Raw genomic sequence first — 20,505 nt, 5'->3', positions numbered from 1 at the left:
ATGGCGCTGGCGGCCTCAAATTTTTACAGTTCTCCCACGGTTGATCGAACCGTTCAACACCCTGGAGAACTCCATGAAATCCTTCGCTTTTGCATCTGCCCTCGCCCTTTCCCTGATCGCCAGTGCCGCCAGCGCGCAGGCCGTGCGCACCGAAAAGAACATGTCGCTGGAGCTGGCCAACCAGATCGCCGCGGCCACCGTCGCGTCCTGTAGCGCCAGCGGCTACAACGTAACCGCCGCCGTGGTCGACCGAGCGGGCAACCTGCGCGCCCTGCAGCGCGCCGACAACGCCGGCCCGCACACCGTGGGGGCCGCGCAAGGCAAGGCCTACACCTCAGCGTCGGCCCGCAACAGCACCGGCGCCATGCTGGAGAACGTGCAAAAGAACCCTGGCGCCGCAACGCTGGTCGACATTCCCGGCTTCCTCATTTTGGGCGGTGGCGTGCCTGTGAAGGTGGGCAACGAAGTGATCGGCGCCGTGGGCGTGGGCGGTGCGCCAGGCGGCCACCTGGACGAACAATGCGCCAACGCCGGCATTGCCAAAGTGGCCGAGTTGCTGAAATGAAGACGCTGCTGCTGGCTCTGTCGCTGGCCGTGGCCCCCTTCGCCGGGCAGGCCCAGGTCGCGCCCAGCGCGGCCGAGGCCGCGGGCTACACCGGGCTGCACGCCGCGGCGCACAAGGGCGACGTGGCCAAGATCCAGCGCTTGGTGGCATCGGGCGCGGCACTGAACGCGACCGACGGTTACGGCCGTACGCCGCTGCACGTCGCCACCTTCGCCCGCCAGCGGGAAGCGGTCCGCGCACTGGTGAAAGCCGGGGCCGATCTCAACAAACTGGAGAGCGACCGCTACGACGCCGTCACCATCGCCTCGGTGGCGGACGACGAGGAAACGCTCAAGGTCTTGCTCCACTTGGGCGCCAGCGCGAAGCAGACCACCAGCCGCTACGACGGCACGGCCCTGATCGCGGCCGCGCACCTGGGGCACGACGGCGTGGTGCGGCAGTTGATCGCCGCCGGCGCGCCGCTGGACCATGTGAACAACCTTCACTGGACCGCCGTGATCGAGTCGATCGTGCTGGGGGACGGCGGAGCACGGCACCAGGTGACGCTGAAGGCGCTGATCGACGCAGGAGCGAATCTGCAGCTGGCGGACCGCAGCGGTCAGACGCCGCTTACGCTGGCAAAGGCTCGCGGGTATTCGGCGATGGTGTCGATGCTGGAGAAGGCTGGGGCGCGTTGAGTCTCTTTTCTGTCCCGCGCTACCTCATGGAACGAGCGCCAGCGCTGACCGTCGCGGGCCACCATCACCTCAGGATCGGGGCGCCAGTGCGTTCTGTGCAGTGAGGTCAAGGAGGAGGGCCGGCGCAGCCGGTCCGGGGGACACGAACGGAACAGAGCGCGCTGGCGCTCCGATCCCGCACACAACCGGGCGTGAAAAATCAGACCAAAGTCACGCGAGCAAACTTCCGTTTGCCCACCTGCACCACGTACACGCCAGCGCTCAGCTTCAAACCCTTGTCGCTGACCACAGCGGAATCGATGCGAACACCACCACCATCAATCAAGCGGTTGCCTTCGCCGTTGGACGCTACCAGCCCCGCCGCGTTGAGCAGCGCAGCAATGCCCAGAGGCACGCCAGACAGCGACACCTCGGGAATTTCGTCCGGCACGCCGCCTTTGCTGCGGTTGATGAAATCCTGCTCCGCCGAGTCCGCCGCCGCGGCGCTGTGGAAGCGCGCAGTGATTTCCTTGGCCAGCATCACCTTCGCATCCTTGGGGTTGCGACCACCCGCCACTTCCGACTTCAAAACCTCAATCTCGGCCATCGACTTGAACGACAACAGCGTGTACCAGCGCCACATCAGCGTGTCGCTGATGGAGAGCACCTTGGCGAACATGCTGTTCGGCTCCTCGGTGATCCCGATGTAGTTGTTCTTGCTCTTGGACATCTTGTCGATGCCGTCCAAGCCTTCCAGCAGCGGCATGGTCAAAATGCACTGCGGCTCCTGCCCATATTCTTGCTGCAAATGGCGACCCATCAGCAGGTTGAACTTCTGGTCCGTGCCGCCCAGCTCCAGGTCACTCTTGAGCGCCACCGAGTCGTAGCCCTGCATCAGCGGGTACAAAAATTCGTGCACGCTGATCGGTGTGCCGGCCTTGAAGCGGTCGTGAAAGTCGTTGCGCTCCATCATGCGGGCCACGGTGTACTTGGCAGCCAGCTGGATCATGCCCATCGAACCCAGCGGCAGGCTCCATTCGCTGTTGTAACGAATCTCGGTCTTGGCTGGGTCCAGCACCAGGCTGGCCTGCTTGTAATAGGTATCGGCGTTGGCCTTGATCTGCTCGCTGGTGAGCGGCGGGCGCGTGTTGTTGCGGCCAGAGGGATCACCGATCAGGCTGGTGAAGTCGCCGATCAAAAAGATCACCTGGTGCCCCAGGTCCTGCAACTGGCGCATCTTGTTCAACACCACCGTGTGGCCAATGTGAATGTCGGGTGCCGTCGGATCCAGCCCGAGCTTGATCCGCAGCGGCACCCCACTCGCCTCCGCCCTCATGAGCTTCTTCGCCCAGTCGTCCTGGGGAATCAATTCCTCACAGCCGCGCAGTGTCACGGCCATCGCCTCGCGCACGCCGTCTGTCAGTTCAAGCCCAGGAGGGGTATTGTTTTTAGAACTATCGACGTCTTTTTGGCTGGGGTTCATACGGGGTTTTTCGGATGCAATAGCCCTTGATCTGGCTATACTTTTAGAGATTGACCGTAGATTTTAGTGGCGCGATTTTTTGGGCGCTGCAAACTGTTTCAAGGCCACGCCTCAGCCAGCGGGAACCATCGTGCGTTCTGCTGTCTCCACCATGCTTTTTGCAAACCGCTACGGCGGTCTGCCTGCCGGAACCGTATTTTGACCAATTCGCTACTCAACACGCTGGCCAGTCTCGTTCAAGCCACAAGCACAAGCATCGCAAATCACCCCCGTCGCGTCATGGGCGCCATTGGTGTGCTGCTGCTGGGCACCGGGGTCACCGCTTTTGGCATCGCCCCGCTCGCGCCCGACGCATCCAAACTCCCGGTCAGTCAAGTCATTGAGTCCCTGGCGCTGGAACCCCTGGCGGTGGACACTTTTGCCGCAGCCGTGCCGCTCACGCTGTTTCGCAGCGACACCATTCGCCGCGACGATACCGCCCAAAGCCTGCTGCAGCGCATGGGCGTCGGCGATGCAACCGCCCAACAGTTTCTGCGCTCAGACCCAGTCGCCAAACAGCTTTTTTCGGGCCGCACGGGCAAGCTGGTCAGCGTGGAAACCACCGACCGTGGCGAATTGCTGCGACTGACCGCACGCTGGCTGCCCGATGACAGCCGTCAATTCAACCGGCTGGTGATCGAAAAACAGGACACTGGGCTCGGTTCGCGCCTCGAAACGGGTGAACTCACGGCATCGGCCCGACTGGCCAGCGGCACCATTCGCAGTTCGTTGTTCGCTGCCACCGATGCGGTCAACCTGCCCGACAGCGTAGCGGTCCAGCTCGCCGAAATCTTCGCTTCTGATATCGACTTCCGACGCGACCTGCGCCAGGGCGACCGTTTCAGCGTGGTCTACGAAACCTTGGAAGCCGACGGCGAAGCCATGCGGGCTGGCCAGGTGCTGAGCGCGGAATTCATCAACAACGGCCGCGAACACGAGGCCGTCTGGTTTGATGGCGAGGGCAAGAAAGGCGCCTATTACGGGTTTGACGGACAAAGCTCCCGCAAGTCCTACCTCACGTCTCCACTGGAGTTCTCGCGGGTTAGCAGCGGCTACGGCATGCGTTTTCACCCCATTTCAGGTCAGCGAAAGGCGCACCTTGGCGTTGACTATGCAGCCCCCACTGGCACCCCGGTGCGCACCATTGGTGACGGCGTGGTGACCTTTGCTGGCTGGCAGCGCGGCTACGGCAACACCATCCAGATCCAGCACAAAGAGGACAAAAGCACGCTGTACGCACACCTGAGCCGCATAGATGTGACCCGTGGGCAGCGTGTTGAGCAAGGGGACCGCGTGGGCGCAGTGGGCTCCACCGGTGCGTCCACCGGTCCACACCTGCACTTTGAATTCCGAACCAACAACGTGCCGCAAGACCCACTGGAAGTCGCACGGCAGAGCGAAAACATTCCCATCAACCCCGCCTTGCGCGCCCGCTTCGAAGCGGTAGCGCAACTGCAGCGCCTGCAGCTGGACGCAGCCGCCACCTTGCAGCAGGCCAGTGCACAGTAACAATCCGCCAAGCTGACGTCACGCCGACCTCAAACGAAAAAAGGGAGCCAGTGGCTCCCTTTTTTGCTTGGTACGAAGCTTAAACGCTGAAGCTGGAGCCACAACCGCAGGTGCTGTTGGCATTGGGGTTCTTGATGACGAACTGCGCGCCTTCCAAGTCTTCCTTGTAGTCGATCTCGGCACCCACCAGATACTGGTAGCTCATGGCATCGATCAGCAAGGACACACCATTTTTGGACATGATGGTGTCGTCTTCGTTGATCACTTCGTCAAAAGTGAAACCGTACTGAAAACCCGAGCAGCCGCCACCTTGCACGAACACGCGCAACTTCAGGTCCGGGTTGCCTTCTTCAGCCACCAGATCGGCCACCTTGGCCGCTGCACTGTCTGTAAAGACCAGCGGAGCAGGCATTTCAGTCTGGATGTTCTCGGCCATTGCGCTCATGGATCACCTCGTATCGTGGTTGCAGCGGGTGTGACCGCCACAGAAAAATAGGCGCTGCGGGTGACCGTCACCCACAACAGTATTCAATGCTATAGCAAAACGGTCGGAATTGTGCTCAGCCGTTATTTGCCGCCAATTTCAGTGTGGGTTTGTCTTCAACGCCACCGGTCATCGGCTTGAGCTGGCCAGAGATGGTGGCACCTTGGTGCATTTCCAGCGCCTTGTAAGACACGTCACCCTCAATCCGCGCCTTGGGCTGCAGCTCCAGCAGGTCAAAGGCAAACACCGGCCCCTTCACCGCGCCGTTGATGATGACGTGGTCCGCGTGAATTTGCCCGGTCACACTGGCAGACTCGCTGACCACCAAAATGCTGGGCTGTTCGTCGCTGGCCCGAATATTCCCCACCACTTCGCCATCGACCCGCAGGCCGTCGTGAAAGACCACGTTGCCATCAATGCGGGTGCCTTGGGCAATCAGGCTTTTGATCGGTGGCTGTTTTTTCTTGCCAAACATGGTGGGTCTCCAGACAGATGGGAATTTATAGCTTAACGGTTTGCACCGACTTGACGGCACCGCCTTGCAGGATTTTGGCCGTCACGACTTTCACCACCGCCAACGGGGGCACCGAAACGATACCCTCTTGCCGGAGGTAACTCTTGATCAAGACCGCCTGAGGCGCAGCCGCCTGGGCCATGGACCAAGGCTGGCCTTCCAGTGTTCCGCTGAACGTGATCTCCAGCGAGCCTTTGAATTCTGGCGCATTTTTGGCTGCCTGGATCATCAGGGCCTGCCACTTGATCTGCCCTTCAGACAGCCGCTCCACCTGCAAACCCCGAATGCTCAGCGCATCGCTGCCCGTGCCAGGGATCAGGCGCTCGAAGAAACCGAGGTCGCTTCGCAACATCTGGTTGTCGAGTTCCAGTTGGCGAATCTGCTGGGCCAACTGCTCCTGCACCGCTTTTTCTGCGGTCAGCAGGCTCTCGGATGTGTTGGACACCGATTGGGCTTTGGCCAGGTCGCTGCGCAGCTGCTGCACCTCGGCGCGCAGTTGCACCAGCTCCTGTTTGGCATTGCGGTCCAGGCCGGCAATGTCCTTGCCGACCTCAAAGGCCCAGAGCGCCAGCGCACCCGAAAACCCGAGCACCACAGCGCCCAACAACCAGCGAAACGGCCACGGCAACGCGCTGCGCACCGCCATGCGGGGCGCACTCACAGTCAGTCTTCTTCGCAACAAGCGCAAACGCATTCAGGCCACCTTTCAAAGTGCAAGCAAACGCAACAAGGCCCCAGAATGCAAAAACCGCCCCAAGACGAGCTTGAAGGCGGTTTTCGCGGCAGAAGCCCGGCGTATTAACGCTTGCTGAACTGCTTGGCGCGGCGCGCAGAGCGCAGACCGACCTTTTTACGTTCAACTTCACGGGCATCGCGCGTCACGAAACCGGCTTGCGACAGGCTCGGCTTGAGCGTGGCGTCGTAGTCGATCAGGGCGCGGGTGATACCGTGGCGCACAGCGCCGGCTTGGCCAGATTCACCACCGCCATGCACGTTCACCATCACGTCGAAGGTATCGGCGTGGTTGGTCAACAGCAGGGGTTGCTTGGCGATCATGATCGAGGTTTCACGGCCGAAATAGGACTGGATGTCCTTGCCGTTCACAACGATCTGGCCGGAGCCTTTTTTCAGAAACACGCGGGCGACGCTGGATTTGCGACGGCCGGTGCCATTGTTCCATTCACCAATCATCTCAAGGCTCCTTTAGAGTTCCAGCACTTGCGGCTGTTGGGCGGTGTGCGGATGCTCTGCACCACCGTACACCTTGAGCTTCTTGATCATGGCGTAGCCGAGCGGGCCTTTAGGCAGCATGCCCTTGACAGCCTTTTCGAGTGCGCGGCCAGGGTGCTTGGCTTGCATGTCGCGGAAGTTGGTGCCGTAAATACCGCCGGGGTAACCCGAGTGGCGGTAGTACACCTTGTCCAGGGCTTTGTTGCCCGTGACGCGGATCTTGGCTGCGTTGATGATGACGATGAAGTCACCGGTATCGACGTGAGGCGTATAAATGGCCTTGTGTTTGCCGCGCAAACGGAGAGCAACTTCACTGGCTACTCGTCCGAGGACCTTGTCGGTCGCGTCAATCACAAACCACTCGTGCGTCACGTCAGCGGGTTTTGCGCTGAACGTTTTGGTCATGAGTTTCTCTATTCAAGAAGTGGTTTGGCGGCTCTTTTCCACGGTCGGTTTTTCTCTGATGGAAAACTCTTAGGTGGGTTTGCCAGCCTCTGGTTACCCAGGCGCTGGTCTTCGTCGCGGAGCCATGCGTATCGCTGCGAAGCCTTCCATTGTACGAATAAAAGTGTCTGTGCGGCAAGTTTCGTGCGACGCGCTTGTGGCGAACGTGGCCAAAGCGCTACCATCAGCGCATGTTCAGTTACCGACACGCCTTCCACGCAGGCAACCACGCCGATGTGCTCAAGCACACCATTTTGATCGCCACCCTGCGCCATTTGATGCAAAAAGAGGCGGGCATCACCCTGATCGACACCCACGCGGGTGCCGGGTTGTACCGGCTCGATGGTGACTACACCGAAACCGGCGGGGAAGCCAAAGATGGTGTGGTGAAGCTGTTTGCGGCGCTGCGCCCGGCGGGCAAACCACCGGCCACGGCGGCACCCGCGCTGGCCGAGTACATGGACCTCATCGCCAGCTTCAACCCGTCTGGCGGCCTGCGGGTGTACCCGGGTTCGCCCTTTGTTATGCACCACCTGCTGCGTGCCGAGTCGCGCGACCGGCTCAAGCTGTTTGAACTGCACCCCACGGACAGCAAGGTGCTGGCGGCCAACATCGCACAGCTCGAAGCGGGCCGGCAGATTGCCGTGGCGCGCGAAGACGGCTTTGAAGGCATCAAGGCGTTTTTGCCGCCGCCGCCATCGGCCACCGGCTCCAAGCGCGCCGCGCTGCTGATGGACCCGAGCTACGAGGTGAAGACCGACTACGGCCGCGTCAGTGCCTGCATCCAGGAGCAGCTCAAGCGGTTCCCCACCGGCACTTACATGGTGTGGTACCCGATCATTCCCCGGCCGGAAGCGCACGACCTGCCGCGCCGGCTCAAAACCCTGTCAAACCAATCGAAGCGGCCGTGGCTGAACGCCACCCTGGCGATTGGCCAGGACCCGACGCACGGCCCCGAAGACCGCCCCGGCCTGACCGCCAGCGGCATGTTTGTGATCAATCCGCCGCACACGCTCAAGGCGGTGCTGCAAGCAGCACTGCCGCAAATGCTCGCGGTGCTGGGCCGTGGCCGCGGCCAGGGCCAGACGGTGGACTCGGGCGGCTGAGCCGCCACCCCCCGGTAAAACCCTAGTACAGCACCCCACAATTAACCGACCGATCGGTCGGTTAATTGACTATACTGCGGCTCACGCGCCCCCTCTCGGCGCAGGAGCTGCCCATGTACACGCAATCTTTCAACGTGCCGGACGATGCCGGCGAAGCCAAATCCGCAAGCCTGAAGGCTGTGCCAGCCCCGCTGGGCGAAGCCGAAATGGCATTGCAAGCGCACTTTGACGCGGTGGTGGACGCCGACGGCAAGATCGAGCCGCGCGACTGGATGCCAGACGGTTACCGCAAGACGCTGGTGCGCCAGATCAGCCAGCACGCCCACAGCGAAATCGTGGGCATGCTGCCCGAAGGCAATTGGATCAGCCGCGCGCCGAGCCTGAAACGCAAGGCGATCCTGATCGCCAAGGTGCAGGACGAAGGCGGCCACGGCCTGTACCTTTACAGCGCCGCCGAGACCCTGGGCACCAGCCGCGACCAGATGCTCGACGGCCTGCACAGCGGCAAAGCCAAATACAGCTCCATCTTCAACTACCCGACGCTGAACTGGGCCGACGTGGGCGTGATCGGCTGGCTGGTGGACGGCGCGGCGATCATGAACCAGATCCCGCTCTGCCGCTGCTCGTACGGCCCGTACGCCCGCGCCATGATCCGCGTCTGCAAGGAAGAAAGCTTCCACCAGCGCCAGGGCTACGAGGCCTTGCTGGTGATGATGCAGGGCACGGCCGAGCAAAAGGCCATGGTGCAGGACGCGGTGAACCGCTATTGGTGGAAATGCCTGGCCATGTTCGGTCCGCCCGACGCCGACAGCCCCAACAGCACGCAAGGCATGCGCTGGGGCATCAAACGCATCAGCAACGACGACCTGCGCCAGAAGTTTGTGGACGCCACCGTGCCGCAGGCCGAGGTGCTGGGCGTGACGCTGCCCGACCCGGACCTGAAGTGGAACGAAGCCCGCGGCCACCACGACTACGGCCAGATCGACTGGGACGAGTTTTGGGCCGTGGTGAACGGCAACGGACCCTGCAACAAAGAACGCCTGGCCACCCGTGTGAAAGCCCACGAGCAAGGCGCCTGGGTGCGCGAAGCCGCCATGGCCCACGCCGCCAAACAACAAGCCCGCAACCTGAAGGAGGCCGCATGAGCACCCCCGCATCCGCTTTGAAAGAATGGCCCCTTTGGGAAGTGTTTGTGCGCAGCAAGCAAGGCCTGGAGCACAAGCACTGCGGCAGTCTGCACGCCAGCGACGCGCAGCACGCACTGCAGATGGCGCGCGACGTGTACACCCGCCGACAGGAAGGCGTGAGCATCTGGGTGCTGCCTTCAAACGCCATCACGGCCAGCGAGCCCGACAGCAAAGACAGCTTCTTTGACCCGGCGGCCGACAAGATCTACCGCCACCCCACGTTTTACGAGATTCCCGAAAAAGTGGGGCACATGTGATGAAGTCCGCCGAACCGAGCGCCGCGCAGGGCCGCCCCAAGCCAGCGAGCGTCCCCTCGGGGGGCAGCGCACCACACGAAGTGGGAAGCGTAGGGGCTCCCATCGATTACCTGCTGCACCTGGCCGACAACGCCTTGGTGCTGGGCCAGCGCAACGCCGAGTGGTGTGGCCATGGCCCCATCCTCGAAGAAGACCTGGCCCTGGCCAACAACAGCCTGGACCTGATGGGTCAGGCGCGGCTGCTGTACCAGCACGCGGCCAGCCTCATCAACGCCGACCCGGCCGAGACCCAGCGCTTCGCGCACCTGCAGGGCGCGCGCCAGAATGGTTTGGTCACGGAAGACACACTGGCCTATTTCCGGGACACCGCCGAGTTTCGTAACCACACGCTGATGGAGCTGCCGCACCACGGCCCACTGGTGGGCTACGCGGTGAGCGAACGCGACTACGCGGTGACCATTGCACGCAACTTCCTCGTCAGCGCCCTCATGGCGCTGGTGTGGGACGCGCTGCAGGCGTCCAAAGACACGCATCTGGCCGCCATCGCCACCAAGTCGCTCAAAGAAGTGCGCTACCACCTGCGCCACAGCAGCGACTGGCTGGTGCGTTTGGGCGACGGCACCGACGAATCCAGCCACCGCGCACAAGCGGCGGTGGACCACCTGCTGCCCTACTGCGAAGCGTTTTGGCAGCCATCGCCCGCCGAGCAGGCTGCCGCGGCCGATGGCAGCGGTGTGGACCTGCGCGCGCTGCGTGAGCCGTGGAATGCACTGGTCAACGAAACGCTGCTGGAAGCCACGTTGAGCCGACACGATCAGCCGCATGCGGGCTACGTGACGCAGGGCCATGTGGGTGTGCATTCGGAGCATTTGGGCTTCTTGCTCGCCGAGATGCAGAGCCTGGCGCGCGCACACCCGAACGCGGTTTGGTGAGCACCATGAGCGTGGCCACCGACGCTTCGCTGCAGGCCATCGCCCAGGCGCTGGCCCACTTGTCTGACCCCGAAATCCCCGTCGTCTCGCTGACGGAGCTGGGCATTCTGCGCGAAGTGCGGGAGGGCGCAGACGGTACGCCCGAGGTGGTGATCACCCCCACTTACAGCGGCTGCCCGGCCATGGGCCAGATCGAGGACGACATCGTGGCGGCCTTGCACGAGGCCGGCCTGCCCGGCCGCGTGATCACGCAACTCGCCCCCGCCTGGACCACCGACTGGATGAGCGACGTGGCGCGCGAGAAGCTGCGCGCCTATGGCATAGCGCCACCACGCTGCACGCAAGCCGCCCCCAGCGGGGTGATGCGCTTCAGCCGCCAGGCCGTGACGGCCGAAGCCATTGCCTGCCCGCAATGCGGCTCGCACAACACCACCGAAACATCGCCCTTCGGCTCGACCGCATGCAAGTCGCTCTACAAGTGCCTCGACTGCCTCGAACCGTTCGACTATTTCAAACCTTTTTAGACAGACCCACCCCCGCGCCGGGCTTTGCCCTTCACCCCTAAGGGGGCAACGTCTGCGGCCCGGCAAAGCCGGTTCCGCGACCTTCTGGGTTTAACCATCTCCGCTGCCACAGGACCCATGCCATGACCGCCACAGCCCCCCGCTTCCACGACCTCAACATCTCCCGCGTCAGCCCCGAAGCCGCGGGTGCGGTGGCGATCTCGTTCGCCATTCCCGAGCCGCTGCGCGAGGCCTTTGCGTTCGAGCCGGGCCAGTTCCTCACCGTGCGCGCCACCATCAACGGACAGGACGTGCGGCGCAGCTACTCCATCAGCAGCCCGCGCAGCCTGCTCACACAGCAAGGCGAGCTCACGCTGGGTATCCGACCGGTCGAAGGCGGGGTGTTTTCCAACTGGGCTGCGGCCGAACTGAAGGCCGGCGACACGCTGCGTGTGATGCCGCCTGAAGGCCGTTTCACCATCCACAAGCCGCGCGCCTTGCACCGTGTGGGCTTTGCGGCGGGGTCGGGCATCACGCCGATTTTGTCCATCATGGCCAGCACGCTGGAGGAATCGCCCGACGCGAAGTTCACCCTGGTCTACGGCAACCGCCGCATGGCCAGCGTGATGTTCAACGAAGCCTTGCAGGACCTGAAGGACCGCTACCCGGGTCGCCTCACGCTGATCCATGTGCTCTCGCGCCAGGCGCAGGAAGTGCCGCTGCTGGAAGGCCGCATCGACGGCGACAAGGTGCGCGAGATCATCAGCACGCTGCTGCCTGTGGGCAGCATGGACGAGGTGTTCATCTGCGGCCCCGAGGCCATGATTGAAGCCACCGAGAAAGCCCTGCTCGACGCCGGTGTGCGCCCAGACCGAGTGCACACCGAGCGCTTCACATCGCCCACCTTGGAAGCCTTGCCCGTCGAACAGCGCCAGAGCGCGGTGCTGGGCCACCCGGCAGTGCGCACCGACGGCGAAGTCGCGCTGACCGTGGTGCTCGACGGCAAGCCGCACCAGCTGCGCATGGGCAAGGACGAGCGCGTGCTCGACGTGGCGCTCAACGCGGGCCTGGACCTGCCCTGGTCGTGCCGGGGTGGCGTGTGCTGCACCTGCCGCGCCAAGGTGATGGAAGGCGCCGTGACCATGGACAAAAACTTCACCCTGGAGCCCTGGGAAACCGACAAAGGCTTTGTGCTGAGCTGCCAGGCTCGGCCGACCACCAACAAACTGGTGGTCAGCTACGACGAGCGCTGAACCGGCCACGTTGCCCCAACAAAAAACCCGCCTTGGCGGGTTTTTTGTTGTCAGGAAACCAACGCTTTAGACCGCGGCCAGGGCCTGCTCCAGATCGGCCATCAGGTCGTCGATGTGCTCGATGCCGATCGACAAGCGGACCATGTCGGGGCTCACGCAGGCCTTCTTCATCTCGTCGGGGTTGAGCTGGCGGTGCGTGGTCGTAGCCGGGTGGCAGGCCAGCGACTTGGCATCGCCAATGTTGACCAGGCGGGTGAAGAGTTGCAGCGCGTCCTGAAAGCGGGTACCGGCGGCAATCGCATCGGACGACTTGAGACCGAAACTGATGATGCCGGAGGCACGGCCGCCCATGTACTGCTGCACCAGCGCGTGGTCCTTGTGGCCGGGCAGGCCGGCGTAGTTGACCCAGGCCACCTTGGGGTGGTTTTGCAGATGGGTGGCAATCTTCACGGCGTTGTCGCAAATGCGGTCCATGCGCAGCGCCAATGTTTCAATGCCTTGCAGGATCTGGAACGCGTTCATGGGCGAGAGCGCAGCGCCCATGTTGCGTAGCGGCACCACGCGCGCACGGCCAATGTAGGCGGCGGCGCCCAGCGCCTCGGTGTAGACCACGCCGTGGTAGCTCACATCGGGTTCGTTCAGGCGTTTGAAGCGGGTCTTGTGTTCAGCCCACGGGAACTTACCGCTGTCGACGATGGCGCCGCCGATGGTGGTGCCGTGGCCGCCGAGGTATTTGGTGAGCGAGTGCACCACGATGTCGGCGCCATGTTCGAACGGGCGGCACAGGTAGGGGCTGGTCACCGTGTTGTCCACGATCAGCGGCACACCCGCGGCGTGCGCCACTTTGGCCAGCGCGCCGATGTCGGTCACGTTGCCCAGCGGGTTGCCGATGGACTCGCAATAGATGGCCTTGGTGCGCTCGTCGATCAGCGCGGCAAACGCGGCTGGGTCGCGCGGGTCGGCAAAGCGCACCGTGATGCCCTGCTGCGGGAAGGTGTGTGCGAACAGGTTGTAGGTGCCGCCATAGAGCGTGGAGGCCGAGACGATGTTGTCACCACTCTCGGCGATGGTCTGGATCGCCGCCGTGATGGCCGCCATGCCCGAGGCCATGGCCAGTGCACCGATGCCGCCTTCGAGGGCCGCTAGGCGCGCTTCGAGCACGCCGTTGGTGGGGTTCATGATGCGGCTGTAGATGTTGCCCGCCACTTTCAGGTCGAACAAATCGGCGCCGTGCTGCGTGTCGTCAAACGCGTAAGCCACGGTCTGGTAAATCGGCACCGCCACCGCCTTGGTGGTGGGGTCCGGGGTGTAACCGCCGTGCACGGCGATGGTTTCGAGTTTCATGGGTGTCTCCTGCGAGGTTGGATGCCAACGGGGCGCGCTCATTCTCGCAGCAAGTGCACCTCGGTCACCCCGCGTTCGCGCACGCCCAGTGCGGTGGCTGCGGCGTGGCTCAGGTCGATGATCCGCTGGTGGGCGTAAGGCCCCCGGTCGTTGATACGCACCACCACCTCTTTGCCCGTGTGCACGCTGCGCACCCGCACGCGGGTACCAAACGGCAAGGTTTTGTGCGCAGCGGTCAGCGCATGCATGTCAAAGCGCTCGCCGTTGGCGGTGCGCCGGCCATGAAAACGCTTGCCGTACCAGGACGCGCGGCCCTTGGCAAACACGGTGCCAGCATCAGTGGCCGGGCTGCGTGGTGCAACGGTTTCTGCCGCAGTTGCGGCCTCGGGCTCAACGGCCACTGAGCCGGCAGGATCAACGTCTACCGATGATGGAGCGGGCTTGGGTACTCGGGCTTGCGCTGCAGGTCTGCTGGACGGCGTGACAGGCACCGCAGCCAGTGGCACTGGCGCAAGAGCCGCTTCACCAGACGGTCTGGGCAGTGGGCTGCTGCAAGCAGCCAAGCCGAGCGCCAGCACTGCCAGCAAGGGCCGGCAGACAAGCGCCCAGTGCCGGCGCGCTGGTGCGTTTAAGGGTTCAAAGTGAAGGGGCATGGCGTTTCCTCTCTGATGTTTTTGGCCAGCCCGACAAGTTACCCCAGTTGCAGCCTTTTGATGATTTCCAGCGTGGTCGCGCTCTGGTTCATGGTGTAGAAGTGCAGCGCGGGCACACCACCGTTGCGCAGTTGGTCACACAGGTCGGTCACCACGTCCAGGCCAAAGGCCTTGATGGACGCGGTGTCGTCACCAAAGGCTTGCAGGCGCAAACGGATCCAGCGCGGGATTTCGGCGCCGCTGGCGTCCGAAAAGCGCATCAGCTGGGTGGAGCTGGTGATGGGCATGATGCCCGGCACCACCGGCACATCGGCGCCGAGCTTGTAGGCGTCGTCCACAAAGCGGAAGTAGGCGTCGCTGTTGTAGAAATATTGGGTGATGGCCGAGTCGGCACCGGCCCGCACTTTGGTGGCGTAGGCCTGCAGGTCGGCATCGGGCGACTTGGCTTGTGGGTGCACCTCGGGGTAGGCGGCCACTTCAATGTGAAAGTCGCTGCCGGTCTCCGTCCGGATGAACGCCACCAGATCGCTCGCGTAGTGAAACTCGCCGCCCATGCCGTAGCCACTGGGCAGGTCACCGCGCAGCGCCACCAGGCGCTTCACGCCCATGGCCTTGAGCGTGGCGAGCTGTTCCAGCACGCTGGCTTTGGTGGCACCAATGCACGAAAAATGCGAAGCTGCCGCCACGCCTTCGGCCTGAATGGCGCGCACCGTGTCAAACGTGCCTTGCTGCGTGGAGCCGCCCGCGCCGTAGGTGACCGAGCAAAACTCAGGCTTCACCGTGTAGAGCTGCTCGCGCACCAGGCGCAGTTTTTCGGCGCCTTCAGGCGTCTTGGGCGGAAAGAATTCAAAACTCAGGGGTAGGCCCATGTCGGGTCCTCCTTCAAAAACAGGCGTGTTCGCCGTCGCGTGCATCAATCTGCGGCGCGGGCAAACACAAAAAACTCGCGGTTCCCGTCACCGCCGGTGATCGGGCTTTCAAAGTAATCCAGCAGCGTCAGTGCGTGGTCGCGGCAGGCTTGTTCCAGGCGCTCGCGCACCACGGCGTAGCTGGCGGGGTCTTTCACCAGACCACCTTTGCCAATCTGGGCGGGCTGCAGTTCAAACTGCGGCTTCACCAGCATCAGCAGGCGGCCGCCGGGCTTGAGCAGGGGCACGATGGCGGGCCACACCAGCGTCTGCGAAATGAACGACAGGTCGCCCACGATCAGGTCAAACGCAGCCTCGCCGCCACCCGCCGCAGCCACAGCCTCGGCATCCAGTTCGCGCGCATTGCATTTTTCAATGCACACCACGCGGGCGTCCGCACGCAGCCTGGGGTGCAACTGGCCATGGCCCACGTCCACACCCACAACCTGGGCGGCCCCGCGGTGCAGCAAGCAGTCGGTAAAGCCACCGCTGCTCTGGCCCACGTCCAGGCAGCGCATGCCCGACACCGGCATAGCCACCTGGCTCAGGGCGCCGTCCAGCTTCAGCCCGCCCCGCGATACAAAGCGCGATTCGGCGCCGTCCAGCAGCTCCAGCTCCACCGTTTCGCGCAGCTCGTCGCCGTTTTTGGCAACGACTTTCCAGTCGCCGCCCGACACACGCCAACGCACGCCCGACGCAATGAGCCGCTGGGACTGAGAACGTGAAGCGGCCAGGCCGCGTTCAACGAGAAGCTGGTCAGCACGCATGAAGAACCGCAATCAAAACGAAAACCAATGCCAGTCTGGCGCGAAAAAGAGCGGCCCGCAGGCCGCTCAAACCCAGTGTGCCGCAGAGCTGGCTCGTCCCCTGAGGGGGGATACCGCAGCCGGCGCCGGGTGAACCATCAATACCGGTAGGTATTGGCCTTGTAAGGGCCCTGCTTGGGCACGCCGATGTAAGCGGCTTGCTCGTCGCTCAGCTCGGTCAACTGGGCGCCCACCTTCTTCAGGTGCAGGCGCGCCACTTTTTCGTCCAGGTGCTTGGGCAGCGTGTAGACCTTGCCCACGTCGTAACCGTCGGCATGGCAAAACAGCTCGATCTGCGCAATGGTCTGGTTGGCAAAGCTGGATGACATGACGAAGCTGGGATGGCCGGTGGCGCAGCCCAGGTTCACCAGGCGGCCTTTGGCCAGCAGAATGATTTTTTTGCCGTCCGGGAACACCACGTGGTCCACCTGGGGCTTGATCTCGTCCCAGGTCAGCTTCTCCAGCGAAGCCACGTCGATCTCGTTGTCAAAGTGACCGATGTTGCAAACGATGGCCTGGTCTTTCATGGCCGCCATGTGCTCGTAGCGGATCACGTTCTTGTTGCCGGTGGCGGACACGAAAATGTCGCACTTGTCGGCGGCGTATTCCATGGTCACCACTTTGTAGCCTTCCATCGCGGCCTGCAGGGCGTTGATGGGGTCGATCTCGGTCACCCACACCTGAGCGCTCAAGGCGCGCAGGGCCTGGGCCGAGCCTTTGCCCACGTCGCCGTAGCCGGCCACCACGGCCACCTTGCCGGCGATCATCACGTCGGTGGCGCGCTTGATCGAATCGACCAGCGACTCGCGGCAACCGTACAGGTTGTCGAACTTGCTCTTGGTCACCGAGTCGTTCACGTTGATGGCGCGGAACATGAGCGAGCCCTTGGCCGACATCTCGTTCAGGCGCAGCACGCCGGTGGTGGTTTCTTCGGTCACGCCAATGATCTGGACGCTCTTGCGGCTGTACCAGGTGGCGTCTTCGGCCAGCTTCGCCTTGATGGCGGCGTACAGGCAGGTTTCTTCTTCGCTGGTGGGGTTCTCCAGCAACGATGCGTCTTTTTCAGCGCGCTTGCCCAGGTGCATGAGCAAGGTCGCGTCGCCGCCGTCGTCCAGGATCATGTTGGGGCCTTCGCCTTCGGTGCCGGCGGCGCCAAAGTCAAAGATGCGGTGGGTGTAGTCCCAGTAGTCGGCCAGGGTTTCGCCCTTGATGGCGAACACCGGCGTACCGGCGGCGGCGATGGCCGCGGCGGCGTGGTCTTGCGTCGAGAAGATGTTGCAGGAAGCCCAGCGCACTTGCGCACCCAGCGCCTGCAGGGTCTCGATCAGCACGGCCGTTTGAATGGTCATGTGCAGCGAACCGGTGATGCGTGCGCCCTTCAGGGGCTGCTTGGCCGCGAACTCTTCGCGGATGGCCATCAGGCCGGGCATTTCGGTTTCGGCAATTTTGATTTCTTTGCGGCCCCAGTCGGCCAGGCCAATGTCGGCAATGACGCAGTCAGCGTTGAGGGCGGAAGGAATGCGTGCGTTCATGGTTCGCTCCAATACAGGTTGAATGAACCACCTTGGGCGCGAAACGCGGGCAAAAAAAAGCCCATCGCACCAGAGGTGGATGAGCGTCGTTGCATTTATTTCCGAGCCTCACGCCCCGCGCTGGCCGGTGGCCAGGGGTGCGCTGCAACGCTCCTCGGATCCCGCAATTCTAGCGCAGTCCGGCTTTTTGCGTGTGTGCGAAACTGGCGCGCTTTCATGCCCCAGTTTGCCCATTCCCCCCTTTCCAGCTGGCCCCAAGCAGCCCGCGCGCGCATTGCCGGCGTGCTGACCGACATTGACGACACGTTGACCACCGAAGGGGCCATCACGCCTGACGCGCTGGACGCCCTGCACCGGCTGCGGGCCGCAGGGCTGCCGGTGTTTGCCATCACCGGGCGCCCCTCGGGGTGGAGCGAAGCGTTTGCCCTGGCCTGGCCGGTGAACGCCATCGTGGCGGAAAACGGCGCAGTGGCGCTGTGGAGGGGCCCCACCGGGCAACTGCAGCGCGGTTACTTGCAAGACGCCACCACGCGCCGCGCCAACTTCCAGCGGCTGCAAACCGTGGCCGCACACATTCTGAGCGAGCTGCCCCACGCCCGCCTGGCACAAGACAGCGCGGGCCGAGAAACCGACATCGCCATTGACCACAGCGAACACCACCACCTACCCGCAGCAGATATTCAGCGGGTGGTCCAGCTGATGCAAAACCAGGGCCTCAACGCCACGGTGAGTTCCATCCACATCAACGGCTGGATAGGCGGACATGACAAACTGGAAGGCGCCCGCTGGGTCGTGCGCCAACAGCTCGGGCGCGACCTCGACGCGGAACTGGACCAGTGGGTGTACGTGGGCGATTCCACCAACGACGCCCGCATGTTTGGCCGTTTTCCCCACAGCGTGGGCGTGGCCAATGTGGCACGTTTCTGGCACCAGCTGCCACACCAGCCCCGCTATGTGACGGCGGGCGAGCGCGGCGCCGGCTTTACGGAGGTGGTGAACGCCGTGCTGGCCTCGCGCGCGGGCTGAACAGCACTGAGAACCGGCCAGCGGGCGCCAAACACACCGGCGTCAAGGCGCCTGCTGCGCCACCGCCGCACCGCTGGGCGCCTCGACCTTGTGGTGCGGGCGGTCAAATACCCGGTCGGCCAGGCCGCCACCCACCCACATGCCCAGCAAGGTCAGCCACGCCGTCACGGCAAAAATGGCGCCTCCCGTCATACCGGCGCCCACGGCGCAGCCGCCGGCCAGCATCGACCCAAAGCCCATCAGCACCGCGCCGATGATGTACCGCGGCATGGTGTAGCCGCCGCCAAAGCCTTCCAGCTTCCAGTCGCCGCCCACCAGCGCACCCACCAGCGAGCCCAGAAACACCCCGGGCATGAGCCCCAGACCAAAGGTCCATGGCTCGCCGGGCTCGCTCAGCACCCGCATCAGCCATTCGGCTGAAGGGCCGCTGAAGGTGAGGCCCTGAATCTGCACCGGCTCAAACGAGTTCGCCATCACCTGGTAGGTGCCGGCCCAGGCCAGCGCCACCATCAGCCCGGTGCCGATGCCGCCCGCCCATTTCCAGAAGCCCCAGCCGCTGTGGTGCGCAAAAAACAGCGCCGTGATCAACCACACCGCAGCAAACACCAGCCCATCCCAAGGGCCTGCACCCACCAGCGCCAACACGCTGCGCGCCGGGCCACCGTCCACCACCCACCAGCTGGCCATGGCCTCGCGCAGCGGCGCCAGCACCCCACCCAGCGAAGCCTGGGCCACCACCGCAAAGATCAGCCCCGACAGCAGGGCACGCAGGTTGCCGTTGGCCGACAGCACCAGCAAGCGGCTGGCGCAACCCCGCGTCATGACCATGCCCACACCAAAAATCAGCCCGCCCAGCAAAGCGCCCGACAAGCTGCCCTGGGCCGACAGCTGGCGCGCCGTGCTCACGTCCAGCCCGCCCGACACCACCAGCAGCTGCACGCCCACCACCGCCGTGGCAAAGGCCAGCAACCACACCGCCAGCTTGTCACCAAACTTGCCGTGCCAAAACTCAATGACCGCCGCACGCAGGCAAAACCGCGAGCGCTGGGCAAAAAAGCCGAAGCCCAGCCCCACCAGCACGCCGCAAAGCGCCAGCACCTTGGGTTCGCCCCGGCTCTCAATCCAGCCTGTCCAGTCCATTGCGACTCCAATTATTTGTATATGCGTATTTTTGGATGTTACGCCGAGGCCCATCCGCCGGGTTGATCTTTAGCAAACTCTGTGCAACGTTTTCAACGGGTTAAGCTCATACAACAGCGTTTTCTGAAACCCGAAAGGACCCTTCAATGGCCATTCCCTGGCTGCTGGCTCTCAAAGTCATACCCTGGGGCGACGTGATTGAGCACGCGCCCAAGGTGCTCAACGCCGCACGCAAGCTGATGGACCGCCAGCGCACCGAACCCGCGCCCGCCGTGTCCACAACCGCCACCGCCGACTGGATGGGCGAGGCCCAGCCGAGCCTGGGTGAACTCAAAAACCGGTTGATTGCGGCCCAGGTGCAGCTGGACCGGCAAGCCGAGACGCAAGAACAGCTCACCCAGACACTGGCCGAACTGGCCGAACAAAATGCGCGCCTGGTCAGCGCCGTGGAAGTGCTGCGCCTGCGCACCCGCATGCTGCTGTGGGGCGCAGCGGCGCTGGTGCTGGCCGTGGCGTGGCTGGCGTTGCGCTGAGCACCACCGCCGGGCCATCCGGCTTCAGCGCGCCCCTTGGTCAGGGCGCTGCGCGGTCAGCGAAGCGTCGCAACCCACACCGGCCGCGATCCAGCGCCGCGCCAGCCGGCGCAGCAGCGGTGCCGCCCAGCGCCAGCGCGGCCCCAGCACGCCCTCGGCATCGTTGATAGCGCCACAACGGTAAAGGCAATCGGCGTCTGCCCAACGCAGCGCGTCGCAAGCGCCCGTTCGCTTGCGCGAGATCACCTGACCCAGCGGGCAAGGCTCAGCCAGACAACACACCCCGCAACCGTTGCAGGGCGCGCCCAGCGCTGGCTGGTGCGGCGCGTCGGGGTGGATGTGAATGACTTGGTACGGGCTCAATGGCGCTCTCGATTGGGCTTCGACAGGCTCAGCCCGAA

General features: G+C 63.7%; 24 protein-coding genes and 1 riboswitch. Of the genes, 11 read left to right on the top strand and 13 right to left on the bottom strand.

Annotation, left to right across the window (positions count from 1 at the left end; translation table 11 throughout):
- Positions 1 to 73 precede the first annotated feature (73 nt).
- Together AC0GNR_RS09465 and AC0GNR_RS09460 are read left to right on the top strand one after the other, a co-directional pair.
- Complete coding sequence (locus AC0GNR_RS09465) at positions 74 to 565, top strand: GlcG/HbpS family heme-binding protein (RefSeq protein ID WP_472900707.1); 492 nt, start codon at positions 74 to 76, stop codon at positions 563 to 565.
- Positions 562 to 1,242, top strand: coding sequence for an ankyrin repeat domain-containing protein (locus AC0GNR_RS09460; protein ID WP_472900706.1), 681 nt, complete (start codon positions 562 to 564; stop codon positions 1,240 to 1,242). The genes AC0GNR_RS09465 and AC0GNR_RS09460 overlap by 4 nt, the downstream gene beginning before the upstream one ends.
- Positions 1,243 to 1,441: 199 nt before the next feature.
- Here the strand turns inward: AC0GNR_RS09460 and tyrS are convergent, their stop codons facing one another.
- Complete coding sequence (gene tyrS / locus AC0GNR_RS09455; protein WP_472900760.1) at positions 1,442 to 2,620, bottom strand: tyrosine--tRNA ligase; 1,179 nt, start codon at positions 2,618 to 2,620, stop codon at positions 1,442 to 1,444.
- Between the two features lie 282 nt (positions 2,621 to 2,902).
- Here tyrS and AC0GNR_RS09450 point away from each other — a divergent pair, with 282 nt between their 5' ends.
- Positions 2,903 to 4,252 (top strand): peptidoglycan DD-metalloendopeptidase family protein, encoded by a 1,350-nt coding sequence (locus AC0GNR_RS09450; RefSeq protein WP_472900705.1) that lies wholly within the window; start codon positions 2,903 to 2,905, stop codon positions 4,250 to 4,252.
- A gap of 79 nt (positions 4,253 to 4,331) precedes the next feature.
- On the opposite strand, the gene erpA is transcribed toward AC0GNR_RS09450, so the two are convergent.
- From erpA to rplM, 5 genes are all read right to left on the bottom strand, one after another.
- Entirely contained in the window at positions 4,332 to 4,697 is a 366-nt protein-coding gene (gene erpA, locus AC0GNR_RS09445; protein ID WP_304840170.1) for an iron-sulfur cluster insertion protein ErpA, read from the bottom strand.
- A 115-nt stretch (positions 4,698 to 4,812) separates the two neighbouring features.
- Positions 4,813 to 5,211: a bactofilin family protein gene (locus AC0GNR_RS09440; RefSeq protein WP_472900704.1), complete on the bottom strand. Its 399-nt coding sequence runs from the start codon at positions 5,209 to 5,211 to the stop codon at positions 4,813 to 4,815.
- Positions 5,212 to 5,236: 25 nt separating this feature from the next.
- Positions 5,237 to 5,911, bottom strand: a complete 675-nt coding sequence (locus tag AC0GNR_RS09435; RefSeq protein ID WP_472900703.1) for a DUF6776 family protein — start codon at positions 5,909 to 5,911, stop codon at positions 5,237 to 5,239.
- A gap of 137 nt (positions 5,912 to 6,048) precedes the next feature.
- Positions 6,049 to 6,441, bottom strand: coding sequence for a 30S ribosomal protein S9 (rpsI, locus tag AC0GNR_RS09430; protein ID WP_304832514.1), 393 nt, complete (start codon positions 6,439 to 6,441; stop codon positions 6,049 to 6,051).
- A 12-nt stretch (positions 6,442 to 6,453) separates the two neighbouring features.
- Positions 6,454 to 6,885, bottom strand: coding sequence for a 50S ribosomal protein L13 (rplM, locus tag AC0GNR_RS09425; RefSeq protein ID WP_056267763.1), 432 nt, complete (start codon positions 6,883 to 6,885; stop codon positions 6,454 to 6,456).
- Positions 6,886 to 7,115: 230 nt separating this feature from the next.
- Here rplM and AC0GNR_RS09420 point away from each other — a divergent pair, with 230 nt between their 5' ends.
- The 6 genes from AC0GNR_RS09420 to paaE all read left to right on the top strand — a co-directional run bounded on the left by AC0GNR_RS09420 (position 7,116) and on the right by paaE (position 12,162).
- Entirely contained in the window at positions 7,116 to 8,030 is a 915-nt protein-coding gene (locus tag AC0GNR_RS09420; protein ID WP_472900702.1) for a 23S rRNA (adenine(2030)-N(6))-methyltransferase RlmJ, read from the top strand.
- Between the two features lie 206 nt (positions 8,031 to 8,236).
- Positions 8,237 to 9,175, top strand: coding sequence for a 1,2-phenylacetyl-CoA epoxidase subunit PaaA (gene paaA, locus AC0GNR_RS09415; RefSeq protein ID WP_472900759.1), 939 nt, complete (start codon positions 8,237 to 8,239; stop codon positions 9,173 to 9,175).
- Positions 9,172 to 9,474, top strand: coding sequence for a 1,2-phenylacetyl-CoA epoxidase subunit PaaB (gene paaB, locus AC0GNR_RS09410; RefSeq protein ID WP_304840182.1), 303 nt, complete (start codon positions 9,172 to 9,174; stop codon positions 9,472 to 9,474). Before paaA ends, paaB begins: the two co-directional genes overlap by 4 nt.
- Positions 9,474 to 10,406 carry a 1,2-phenylacetyl-CoA epoxidase subunit PaaC gene (gene paaC / locus AC0GNR_RS09405; RefSeq protein ID WP_472900701.1) on the top strand — a complete coding sequence of 311 codons (933 nt, stop codon included), beginning with the start codon at positions 9,474 to 9,476 and terminating at the stop codon, positions 10,404 to 10,406. The genes paaB and paaC overlap by 1 nt, the downstream gene beginning before the upstream one ends.
- Positions 10,407 to 10,411: 5 nt before the next feature.
- Complete coding sequence (gene paaD, locus AC0GNR_RS09400; RefSeq protein WP_472900700.1) at positions 10,412 to 10,930, top strand: 1,2-phenylacetyl-CoA epoxidase subunit PaaD; 519 nt, start codon at positions 10,412 to 10,414, stop codon at positions 10,928 to 10,930.
- A 122-nt stretch (positions 10,931 to 11,052) separates the two neighbouring features.
- Entirely contained in the window at positions 11,053 to 12,162 is a 1,110-nt protein-coding gene (gene paaE, locus AC0GNR_RS09395) for a 1,2-phenylacetyl-CoA epoxidase subunit PaaE (protein WP_472900699.1), read from the top strand.
- A gap of 66 nt (positions 12,163 to 12,228) precedes the next feature.
- On the opposite strand, the gene AC0GNR_RS09390 is transcribed toward paaE, so the two are convergent.
- The 5 genes from AC0GNR_RS09390 to ahcY all read right to left on the bottom strand — a co-directional run bounded on the left by AC0GNR_RS09390 (position 12,229) and on the right by ahcY (position 17,405).
- Entirely contained in the window at positions 12,229 to 13,506 is a 1,278-nt protein-coding gene (locus AC0GNR_RS09390; RefSeq protein WP_472900698.1) for an O-acetylhomoserine aminocarboxypropyltransferase/cysteine synthase family protein, read from the bottom strand.
- A gap of 38 nt (positions 13,507 to 13,544) precedes the next feature.
- Positions 13,545 to 13,907, bottom strand: a complete 363-nt coding sequence (locus tag AC0GNR_RS09385; protein ID WP_472900697.1) for a septal ring lytic transglycosylase RlpA family protein — start codon at positions 13,905 to 13,907, stop codon at positions 13,545 to 13,547.
- A 290-nt stretch (positions 13,908 to 14,197) separates the two neighbouring features.
- Entirely contained in the window at positions 14,198 to 15,028 is an 831-nt protein-coding gene (gene metF, locus AC0GNR_RS09380; protein WP_472900696.1) for a methylenetetrahydrofolate reductase [NAD(P)H], read from the bottom strand.
- Positions 15,029 to 15,072: 44 nt separating this feature from the next.
- Entirely contained in the window at positions 15,073 to 15,834 is a 762-nt protein-coding gene (locus tag AC0GNR_RS09375) for a TlyA family RNA methyltransferase (protein WP_472900695.1), read from the bottom strand.
- Between the two features lie 137 nt (positions 15,835 to 15,971).
- A complete protein-coding gene (gene ahcY, locus AC0GNR_RS09370) occupies positions 15,972 to 17,405 on the bottom strand; it encodes an adenosylhomocysteinase (protein WP_472900694.1) in 1,434 nt (477 codons plus the stop codon).
- Positions 17,406 to 17,479: 74 nt separating this feature from the next.
- Positions 17,480 to 17,567, bottom strand: a riboswitch (S-adenosyl-L-homocysteine riboswitch).
- Between the two features lie 54 nt (positions 17,568 to 17,621).
- Between ahcY and AC0GNR_RS09365 the strand changes: the two genes are divergently transcribed.
- On the top strand, positions 17,622 to 18,431 hold the full coding sequence (locus AC0GNR_RS09365) for an HAD-IIB family hydrolase (RefSeq protein ID WP_472900693.1): 810 nt from the start codon (positions 17,622 to 17,624) through the stop codon (positions 18,429 to 18,431).
- A 42-nt stretch (positions 18,432 to 18,473) separates the two neighbouring features.
- Here the strand turns inward: AC0GNR_RS09365 and AC0GNR_RS09360 are convergent, their stop codons facing one another.
- The gene (locus AC0GNR_RS09360) at positions 18,474 to 19,571 is read right to left on the bottom strand and encodes a YeeE/YedE family protein (RefSeq protein ID WP_472900692.1); all 1,098 of its coding nucleotides are present in this window, start codon (positions 19,569 to 19,571) and stop codon (positions 18,474 to 18,476) included.
- 146 nt (positions 19,572 to 19,717) lie between these two features.
- Here AC0GNR_RS09360 and AC0GNR_RS09355 point away from each other — a divergent pair, with 146 nt between their 5' ends.
- Positions 19,718 to 20,104 (top strand): hypothetical protein, encoded by a 387-nt coding sequence (locus AC0GNR_RS09355; RefSeq protein ID WP_472900691.1) that lies wholly within the window; start codon positions 19,718 to 19,720, stop codon positions 20,102 to 20,104.
- A 24-nt stretch (positions 20,105 to 20,128) separates the two neighbouring features.
- On the opposite strand, the gene AC0GNR_RS09350 is transcribed toward AC0GNR_RS09355, so the two are convergent.
- A complete protein-coding gene (locus tag AC0GNR_RS09350; RefSeq protein ID WP_472900690.1) occupies positions 20,129 to 20,467 on the bottom strand; it encodes a hypothetical protein in 339 nt (112 codons plus the stop codon).
- Positions 20,468 to 20,505 lie beyond the last annotated feature (38 nt).

This window comes from Hydrogenophaga sp. LT287 (genome assembly GCF_055702805.1).
This window is presented reverse-complemented; position numbering and strand designations above follow the sequence as displayed.

Excerpts from the sequence above, each read along its gene's own strand:
- AC0GNR_RS09465 (WP_472900707.1), top strand. The coding sequence starts at position 74 with ATGAAATCCTTCGCTTTTGCATCTGCCCTCGCCCTTTCCCTGATCGCC.
- AC0GNR_RS09460 (WP_472900706.1), top strand. The coding sequence starts at position 562 with ATGAAGACGCTGCTGCTGGCTCTGTCGCTGGCCGTGGCCCCCTTCGCC.
- tyrS (WP_472900760.1), bottom strand. The coding sequence starts at position 2,620 with ATGGCCGTGACACTGCGCGGCTGTGAGGAATTGATTCCCCAGGACGAC.
- erpA (WP_304840170.1), bottom strand. The coding sequence starts at position 4,697 with ATGAGCGCAATGGCCGAGAACATCCAGACTGAAATGCCTGCTCCGCTG.
- AC0GNR_RS09440 (WP_472900704.1), bottom strand. The coding sequence starts at position 5,211 with ATGTTTGGCAAGAAAAAACAGCCACCGATCAAAAGCCTGATTGCCCAA.
- rpsI (WP_304832514.1), bottom strand. The coding sequence starts at position 6,441 with ATGATTGGTGAATGGAACAATGGCACCGGCCGTCGCAAATCCAGCGTC.
- rplM (WP_056267763.1), bottom strand. The coding sequence starts at position 6,885 with ATGACCAAAACGTTCAGCGCAAAACCCGCTGACGTGACGCACGAGTGG.
- AC0GNR_RS09420 (WP_472900702.1), top strand. The coding sequence starts at position 7,116 with ATGTTCAGTTACCGACACGCCTTCCACGCAGGCAACCACGCCGATGTG.
- paaA (WP_472900759.1), top strand. The coding sequence starts at position 8,237 with ATGGCATTGCAAGCGCACTTTGACGCGGTGGTGGACGCCGACGGCAAG.
- paaB (WP_304840182.1), top strand. The coding sequence starts at position 9,172 with ATGAGCACCCCCGCATCCGCTTTGAAAGAATGGCCCCTTTGGGAAGTG.
- paaC (WP_472900701.1), top strand. The coding sequence starts at position 9,474 with ATGAAGTCCGCCGAACCGAGCGCCGCGCAGGGCCGCCCCAAGCCAGCG.
- paaD (WP_472900700.1), top strand. The coding sequence starts at position 10,412 with ATGAGCGTGGCCACCGACGCTTCGCTGCAGGCCATCGCCCAGGCGCTG.
- paaE (WP_472900699.1), top strand. The coding sequence starts at position 11,053 with ATGACCGCCACAGCCCCCCGCTTCCACGACCTCAACATCTCCCGCGTC.
- AC0GNR_RS09390 (WP_472900698.1), bottom strand. The coding sequence starts at position 13,506 with ATGAAACTCGAAACCATCGCCGTGCACGGCGGTTACACCCCGGACCCC.
- metF (WP_472900696.1), bottom strand. The coding sequence starts at position 15,028 with ATGGGCCTACCCCTGAGTTTTGAATTCTTTCCGCCCAAGACGCCTGAA.
- AC0GNR_RS09375 (WP_472900695.1), bottom strand. The coding sequence starts at position 15,834 with ATGCGTGCTGACCAGCTTCTCGTTGAACGCGGCCTGGCCGCTTCACGT.
- ahcY (WP_472900694.1), bottom strand. The coding sequence starts at position 17,405 with ATGAACGCACGCATTCCTTCCGCCCTCAACGCTGACTGCGTCATTGCC.
- AC0GNR_RS09365 (WP_472900693.1), top strand. The coding sequence starts at position 17,622 with ATGCCCCAGTTTGCCCATTCCCCCCTTTCCAGCTGGCCCCAAGCAGCC.
- AC0GNR_RS09360 (WP_472900692.1), bottom strand. The coding sequence starts at position 19,571 with ATGGACTGGACAGGCTGGATTGAGAGCCGGGGCGAACCCAAGGTGCTG.
- AC0GNR_RS09355 (WP_472900691.1), top strand. The coding sequence starts at position 19,718 with ATGGCCATTCCCTGGCTGCTGGCTCTCAAAGTCATACCCTGGGGCGAC.